We start from the raw sequence: 7370 nt of genomic DNA, 5'->3' as shown, positions 1-7370 counted from the left end.
TCTGGCCTATGACGGCGCGATGACCCAGCCAGAGCCTTTTGAAATCTTCCTTGCCGCCGCACCGGGGCATGAAACCGCCCTCGCCGAAGAGGCGGTGCAGAATGGATTTGGCCCTGTCACGATCTTGCCCGGCGGGGTCAGCTTCATGGGCCTCTGGCCCGACGTCTGGCGCGCCAATCTCGTGTTGCGCGGGGCAGGGCGGGTGCTGGCGCGGATCGGGGCGTTTCGCGCGATGCACCTTGCCCAGTTGGACAAGCGGGCGCGCAAATTCGACTGGGCCGCACATTTGCGCCCGGATGTGCCGCTGCGGGTCGAAGTCACCTGCCGCAAGTCCAAGATCTATCACGCCGGGGCCGCGACGGAGCGGATCGTCAAGGCCTTGACCGAAACTCTGGGCGTGTCCGTCACAGAGGAGGCCCCTTTGCGCCTGATGGCGCGGATCGAGGACGATCTTGTCACCTTCAGCCTTGATACCTCGGGAGAGCCCTTGCATCGGCGTGGGTATAAAGAGGCGGTGGGCAAGGCCCCCCTGCGCGAGACGCTCGCGGCGCTCTTTCTGCGGCAATGCGGGTATGACGGGCACGAGCCGGTGCTCGATCCGATGTGCGGCTCCGGCACCTTTCCCATCGAGGCGGCAGAGATTGCGGCGGGGCTGATGCCCGGCCGCACGCGGTCCTTCGCGTTCGAGGATATGGCAGCCTTTGATCCTGCCGCTTGGGCGGCACTCAGAAGGGGCGGGGAACCACGCGCCACGACCCTGCGGTTCATGGGGTTTGACCGTGACGCGGGCGCTGTGCGCATGGCGTCCGAGAATGCGGACCGCGCCGGAGTGGCGGGGATCACGCAGTTTGCCTGCCAACCGCTCTCGGCTCTGACGCGCCCCGAGGGGCCGCCGGGGCTGGTGATGGTCAATCCGCCCTATGGCGCGCGGATCGGCAATCGCAAGCTCCTCTTCGGTCTTTATGCCAGCTTGGGCGAGGTGCTGCGCCGCGAGATGACCGGCTGGCGCGTGGGCATTGTCACCAGTGACGCAGGGCTGGCCAAAACCACCGGGCTGCCGTTCTTGCCACCGGGGCCGCCGGTGGCGCATGGTGGGCTCAAGGTGACGCTCTGGCGCACCGATCCGCTCTAGGGAGGTTGCCACATGCGCGCGCTGGTTCTGATCCTTGTCATGGTCACAGGCGGGGCGGCTCTGGCGCAGCAAGCCGCCGATACCGTCGCACCCGAGGGGGCAGGGGCCGGGGTCTTGCAGGTGCCAGCACGCCTTGCGGCGGCACAGGCGGCCAAGGACGCAGGCCAGCCGGTCGAGGCGCAAACCTGGATGATCGCCGCCGCCCATCCGCTTGCCGTCGAAGCGGGCGCGCGAGTGCTGCGCGAGGGCGGCACAGCAGCGGATGCGATGATCGCCACACAACTTGTGCTGGGACTGGTGGAGCCGCAAAGTTCGGGTCTGGGCGGCGGTGCCTTTCTTGTGTGGCACGATGGCGCAAGCGGCAAGATCACCACGCTTGACGGACGTGAAACCGCGCCTCAGGCGGCAAGCCCCACACTCTTTCAGGATGCAAACGGTCAGCCGCTTGCCTTCTTTGATGCGGTGGTGGGGGGGCGTTCGGTCGGCACGCCCGGCACCCCGGCGCTTCTGGCCGAGGCGCATGCCCGCTGGGGCCGCGCCGATTGGGCCGGGCTTTTTTCCGAGGCAATCGGGCTGGCCGAGACCGGCTTTCCCGTCAGCCCGCGCCTTGCAGGGCTGATTGCCGAAGATGCCGAACGCCTAAGGCTCTTCCAGGACACACGCGACTATTTCATGCCCGGCGGCACGCCGCTCACACCGGGTCAGACCCTGCGCAACCCGGACTATGCCGACACCCTGCGCCGTCTTGCCGCCGAGGGCGTGGCGGCGTTTTACGCGGGCGAGATCGCGCTTGATATTGCCGAGCGGGTGCAGCGGTCGGGGGCAAATCCGGGCGTGCTCAGCCCTCTCGACCTTGCCATCTACCGGGTCAAGGAACGGCCTGCGCTCTGCACGCCCTATCGCGGCTATGAGGTCTGCGGCATGGGGCCGCCGTCGTCGGGGGCAAGCACGGTGGGGCAGATCCTTGGCCTTCTTGAGCCCTATGACCTGTCTTCTCTCGGGCCTTCGAGCCCCGAGGCTTGGCGCCTCATCGGCGATGCCAGCCGCCTCGCCTTCGCCGACCGGGGGCGTTATCTGGCTGATAGCGATTTCGTGCCGGTGCCGCTCAAGGGTCTCTTGGCACCCGACTACCTCAAGACCCGCGCCGAGCTTTTGCGCGGCGACGATGCCCTGCCGGAGGTCACACCGGGCCAACCCGAGTTCGACCACGCCTCTCTCTGGGCGGATGATCAGTCGCTGGAACTACCCTCGACCTCGCATATCTCGATTGTCGATGGCTATGGCAACGCCCTGTCGATGACGACGACGATTGAAAACGGGTTCGGGTCGCGCCTGATGGTGCGGGGCTTTCTGCTCAACAACGAGCTGACCGATTTCTCCTTTGCCACCCACGAGGATGGCCGGCCCATCGCCAATGCGCTGGCCCCCGGAAAACGGCCGCGCTCTTCCATGGCCCCCACGATCCTGCGCCGGGGTGGCGCGCCGGTTCTTGTGCTGGGCAGTCCGGGGGGGAGCAGCATCATCGGCTATGTCGCCAAGACCATCATCGCCTGGGTGGATTGGGGCCTTGATGTGCAAGAGGCGGTCAGCCTGCCGCATCTCGTCAATCGCTTTGGCCCCTATGATCTCGAACCAGAGGCCGCCGCTCTGGCAGCCCCGCTCGCGGAGATGGGATTCGAGGTCCGCGAGACTGCGCTCACCTCTGGCCTGCATGTTATCTCATTGGGCGCAACGCTTATGGGCGGAGCCGATCCTCGCCGCGAAGGGCTCGCCTATGGCGAGTGACGGATTTTGAGTATTTGAGCCAAAAAGAAACCAGACCGCTTTCATCTGGCCTGAAATACCTCAGGGGGTCCGGGGGGCAGCGCCCCCGCCACTTCAGCCTTCGGCCAGATCGCGCAATATGGGGCAATCGGGCCGCGCGTCCCCGGCACATTCCCGCACCAGATGCCGCAACGTGGCTTGCATCGACTGCAACTGCGCGATCTTTTCCTCGATCTGCGTCAGATGCTCTTGGGCCAGGTGTTTGACATCGCTGCTGGCGCGGTCCTGATCCTCGTAGAGCGCCATCAGCTTGCGGCAATCCTCGATGGAAAACCCAAGCGCACGGGCACGCCCCAGAAAGGCCAGCTTGTGACTGTCGCTCTGTCGAAAGACACGGTAGCCATTGGTATCGCGTAGGGGTCGGATAAGGCCGATCTCCTCATAATACCGGATCGTCTTGGGGGGCAGGCCGGTTTCGCGGGCCACGTCCGAGATATTCATGCCGCACCTCCCATCACCGGGCGCATCCGCCTGAGGCGGAGCGCGTTGGAGAGCACAAAGACCGACGAGAGCGCCATGGCCCCCGCCGCCAGCATCGGCGACAAGAGAAGCCCCGTGGCCGGATAGAGCACCCCCGCCGCCACCGGAATGAGTGCGGCGTTATAGGCAAAGGCCCAAAAGAGGTTCTGCCGGATGTTGCGCAAGGTGCGATGCGACAGCGCCTGCGCCTCGACCACGCCGGTCAGGTCGCCCGACATCAGCACCACATCCGCCGCCTCGATGGCCACATCCGTGCCGGTACCCACGGCAATCCCCACATCGGCCTGCGCCAATGCGGGCGCGTCGTTGATCCCGTCCCCGACAAAGGCCAGCGTGCCAAAGCGCTCTTGCAGGGCGCGCACCGCCGCCACCTTGCCCTCGGGCAGAACCTCTGCCTCGACATGGTCGATACCAAGGTCGCGCGCGATGGCGCGCGCGGTGGCCGCACTGTCGCCGGTGATCATCGCGGTCTTGATCCCCTTGGCATGGAGGGCAGCGATCACCGCAGCACTGGTCGGTTTGACCTGATCGGCAATGCCCAGCACCGCCACCAGACGCCCGTCGATTGCGATGTGAACGGCGGTCTGTCCCGCCTCGGCAAGGGCTTCGGTCTCTGTGGCCAAGCTGTCGGTCTCAATGCCCTCGCGCGTCATGAGACGCGCCGCGCCGATCAGGAGACGATGGCCTTCGACCTCGGCCCTCAGCCCATGACCGGCGATGGCGCGAACGGCGCTCGCCCTTGGCACTTCGAGACCCCGCCGCGCCGCTTCGGCCTCGACCGCGCGGGCAATGGGATGCTCAGAGCGCGCCTGCGCCGCCGCCGCCAGCCGCAGCACGGTGTCCGCATCCTGCTCCGCCGCCACGGCAATCCGCGTCACCTCGGGTTTGCCGCGCGTGAGCGTGCCGGTCTTGTCAAAGGCGATGGCGCACACCTCATCCAGCCGCTGCAACGCCTCGCCCTTGCGAAAGAGCACGCCCAGTTCCGCCGCCCGCCCGGTGCCCACCATGATCGAGGTCGGCGTCGCCAACCCCATCGCGCAAGGGCAGGCGATGATCAGAACCGAAACACCCGCGACCAGCGCATGCGTCAGAACCGGCGCCGGACCCAGCAGCAGCCAAACCGCCACCGTCAAGAGGGCAATCGCGATCACCACCGGCACAAAGATCCGCACCACCCGATCCGCCAGCGCCTGCACCGGCAGCTTGGCCCCCTGTGCGGTCTCGACCATCGCCACGATGCGCGCCAGCACCGTATCCTGCCCCACTGCCGTCGCGCGAAAACTGAGCGCGCCCGCGCCATTGACTGTGCCGCCGACGATACTGTCGCCGGGCCCCTTGGCCACGGGCAGCGCCTCGCCGGTGATCATGGATTCGTCGATATAGGACTGTCCCTCTGTCACCTCACCATCAATCGCAACCCGCTCGCCGGGGCGCAGGTGGAGCAGATCACCAAGCGCCACCTCTTCGATGGGCAGATCGCTGATCTTGCCCTTGCGCTCGACCCTTGCGGTTTTGGGCTGTAACCCGATCAGCCGCTGGATCGCCGCACCTGTCCGGCCCTTGGCCCGCGCCTCGAGCCAGCGGCCTGTCAGGATCAGGGTCACAATCACCGCCGCCGCCTCGAAGTAGACCGCGCGCGTGCCCTCGGGCAAAAGGGCAGGGGCAAAGAGCGCCACAGTGGAATAGGCCCAGGCCGCACTTGCGCCCAAGGCCACAAGGCTGTTCATGTCGGGCGCGCCTTTGAGCAGCGCAGGAACCCCCAGCCGGTAAAACTGCCGCCCCGGCCAGAGCAGGACAAGCGTGGTCAGCCCGAATTGCACCGACCAGGACAGACCCATACCAAGCGTCGCCATGATCAGATCATGCAGCGCCGGGATCATGTGGCCCCCCATTTCCAGAACAAAGACCGGAAGTGTGAGCAAACCCGCAATCCACACCTGACGACGGGCCTGGGTGATTTCTTCTGCGCGCCGCGCGGTCGGGTCCTCGCCCCCCGGAGTGCGCAGACGCGCCGGATAGCCCGCCTCGGTCAGGGCGCGGGCCAGGGCGCGCGCATCGGTGCTGCCGGGCAGATAGCGCACATGGGCGGTTTCCGTGGCAAGATTGACCTGCGCCTCAAGAACGGCGGGCAGGGCCATGAGCGCGCGCTCGGCGCGACCCACGCAAGAGGCGCAGGTCATTCCGCTGACAGCAAGCGTCACGCTGTCCTCGCGGGCCGGATAATTGGCCGCCCGCAGCGCTGCTACGATCTCGGTGGCCTCTGCCCCATTCAGGCCCATCTGTGCCGTGCCATTGGCAAAATTGACCGAGACATGGTTGACCCCGGCAACCCCGCCAAGCGCCCGCTCGGCCCTCCCGGCACAGCCCGCGCAGCTTAGCCCCTGCACTTCGATTCTCATGTTGCTCGGCTCTGCCATGACGATTCCTCTTGTGATTTGAGGGGTAGATAGGGATTCCAGTCACTGTAAGGTCAAGGGCTCAGGCCCGAATTGCTGGAAAACAGAGCGATTTGCAGGGAAAACAGGCGGTGCGAAGAAAAATTCATTTTTCTGTAAAAAAGCTCTTGCGACTCTTCGGGGCTAACCGTAAATACCCCTTCACCGGCGCTGCTGAGGCGGTTGTTGGGACGCGGGACGGACTGGGGCGGATGCCTTGGGAGGTTTAGCGGAGAAAATATCTGAGGTAGGATTGGCGGGTTGCGCTAGGTAGTTTAGCGCTCTCGGTGATTTTGTCTCGACGCTCTTTGAAAATTTGATGACTGAAGAGATATGTGGGCGGTTTGGTTCATTTCGATGGATCAACGTCTGTATATCAACGCTACTAGAGAGAGATCTCGATGATGTAGTGTCAGCTTCACTGTCTTGTATGGACTTCGGTTTCTTTGGAAACTGATGTGCATCAGACAGATGACTTTCAATGCGGTCGTTTCCTTAGCCGGGTCGACCATGCTGCTGATCGATTGTGTGTGGATTTATTTGCACTCAAGTAGCGCAGCGGTAGTGCATTGAAGATGTGCAGAGGTTCGAACGTCAAGGATACGCGGAAACGCGTTTCAACTTGAGAGTTTGATCCTGGCTCAGAACGAACGCTGGCGGCAGGCCTAACACATGCAAGTCGAGCGAACCTTCGGGTTAGCGGCGGACGGGTGAGTAACGCGTGGGAACGTACCCTCTTCTGCGGGATAGCCACTGGAAACGGTGAGTAATACCGCATACGCCCTTCGGGGGAAAGATTTATCGGAGGAGGATCGGCCCGCGTTGGATTAGGTAGTTGGTGGGGTAATGGCCTACCAAGCCTACGATCCATAGCTGGTTTTAGAGGATGATCAGCCACACTGGGACTGAGACACGGCCCAGACTCCTACGGGAGGCAGCAGTGGGGAATCTTAGACAATGGGCGCAAGCCTGATCTAGCCATGCCGCGTGAGTGACGAAGGCCTTAGGGTCGTAAAGCTCTTTCGCCAGAGATGATAATGACAGTATCTGGTAAAGAAACCCCGGCTAACTCCGTGCCAGCAGCCGCGGTAATACGGAGGGGGTTAGCGTTGTTCGGAATTACTGGGCGTAAAGCGCACGTAGGCGGATTGGAAAGTTGGGGGTGAAATCCCAGGGCTCAACCCTGGAACGGCCTCCAAAACTCCCAGTCTGGAGTTCGAGAGAGGTGAGTGGAATTCCGAGTGTAGAGGTGAAATTCGTAGATATTCGGAGGAACACCAGTGGCGAAGGCGGCTCACTGGCTCGATACTGACGCTGAGGTGCGAAAGTGTGGGGAGCAAACAGGATTAGATACCCTGGTAGTCCACACCGTAAACGATGAATGCCAGTCGTCGGCAAGCATGCTTGTCGGTGACACACCTAACGGATTAAGCATTCCGCCTGGGGAGTACGGTCGCAAGATTAAAACTCAAAGGAATTGACGGGGGCCCGCACAAGCG

Annotated in this window: 4 protein-coding genes and 1 rRNA gene; 3 read left to right on the top strand and 2 right to left on the bottom strand. The window is 63.7% G+C overall.

What is annotated here, in order from left to right; genetic code table 11:
• Nucleotides 1-19: 19 nt before the first annotated feature.
• On the top strand, nt 20-1132 hold the full coding sequence (locus KBT70_RS18095) for a class I SAM-dependent RNA methyltransferase (protein ID WP_296637501.1): 1113 nt from the start codon (nt 20-22) through the stop codon (nt 1130-1132).
• A gap of 12 nt (nt 1133-1144) precedes the next feature.
• On the top strand, nt 1145-2917 hold the full coding sequence (ggt, locus tag KBT70_RS18090; protein WP_296637500.1) for a gamma-glutamyltransferase: 1773 nt from the start codon (nt 1145-1147) through the stop codon (nt 2915-2917).
• Between the two features lie 93 nt (nt 2918-3010).
• On the opposite strand, the gene cueR is transcribed toward ggt, so the two are convergent.
• Both cueR and KBT70_RS18080 read right to left on the bottom strand, forming a co-directional pair.
• Complete coding sequence (cueR, locus tag KBT70_RS18085) at nt 3011-3397, bottom strand: Cu(I)-responsive transcriptional regulator (protein ID WP_296637499.1); 387 nt, start codon at nt 3395-3397, stop codon at nt 3011-3013.
• Nucleotides 3394-5853 (bottom strand): heavy metal translocating P-type ATPase, encoded by a 2460-nt coding sequence (locus KBT70_RS18080; protein WP_296637497.1) that lies wholly within the window; start codon nt 5851-5853, stop codon nt 3394-3396. Before KBT70_RS18080 ends, cueR begins: the two co-directional genes overlap by 4 nt.
• A 636-nt stretch (nt 5854-6489) precedes the next feature.
• Here KBT70_RS18080 and KBT70_RS18075 point away from each other — a divergent pair.
• A 16S ribosomal RNA gene (locus KBT70_RS18075) occupies nt 6490-7370 on the top strand; the annotation flags it as partial.

This window comes from Roseovarius sp., from assembly GCF_018066915.1.
GTDB lineage: Bacteria > Pseudomonadota > Alphaproteobacteria > Rhodobacterales > Rhodobacteraceae > Roseovarius.
The sequence above is the reverse complement of the archived record's forward strand: the minus strand, read 5'-3'. Positions and strand labels throughout refer to the sequence as shown.